Source organism: Carboxydothermus islandicus, assembly GCF_001950325.1.
Classification (GTDB): Bacteria; Bacillota; Z-2901; order Carboxydothermales; family Carboxydothermaceae; genus Carboxydothermus; species Carboxydothermus islandicus.
In genome coordinates, this window is record NZ_BDJL01000108.1 from 1 (window position 1) to 686 (window position 686).

At 54.7% G+C, this 686-nt stretch carries 1 rRNA gene; it reads left to right on the top strand.

Annotation, left to right across the window (positions count from 1 at the left end):
• Nucleotides 1-686: ribosomal RNA gene (locus ciss_RS09690) — 23S ribosomal RNA — on the top strand; the annotation flags it as partial.

Genomic DNA, 686 nt, shown 5'->3' on the forward strand with positions numbered 1-686 from the left:
CAACTAGGATGTTGGCTTAGAAGCAGCCATCATTTAAAGAGTGCGTAATAGCTCACTAGTCGAGTGACTCTGCGCCGAAAATGTAACGGGGCTCAAGCACGCCACCGAAACTTCGGCATACTGGAAGTTGGAGATTAGAGGTTAGAAGTTGGAGAAGGAAGAGAAAAAGAGAAAATAAAGAAATAACGAATAAAAAGCAGAAGGAAAAAAAGCAATCCAACATCCAACTTCCAACCTCCAACTTCCAGTATGGGTAGGGGAGCGTTCTTACCGGGGGGAAGCGTAACCGGGAGGTTGCGTGGACTGGTAGGAAGTGAGAATGCCGGCATAAGTAAGCGAGAAGGCAGGTGAGAATCCTGCCCGCCGAAAGCCTAAGGGTTCCTGGGGAAGGCTCGTCCGCCCAGGGTAAGCCGGGACCTAAGCCGAGGCCGAGAGGCGTAGGTGATGGGTAAGGGGTTGAAAATCCCCTGCCACCCGAGCCCGCTTGAGGGAAGGGGTGACGCAGAAGGATAGGTTGAGCGCGCGGCTGGAAAAGCGCGTCCAAGCCTGTAGGGAGTGGGACAGGCAAATCCGTTCCACGTGAAGCCCGAGAGGTGATGGGGAGGGAAGAAAGAGTACCGAAGCAACCGAGTCCAGGCTGCCGAGAAAAGCCTCTACCGAGGGCGAGGGTGCCCGTACCGCAAACC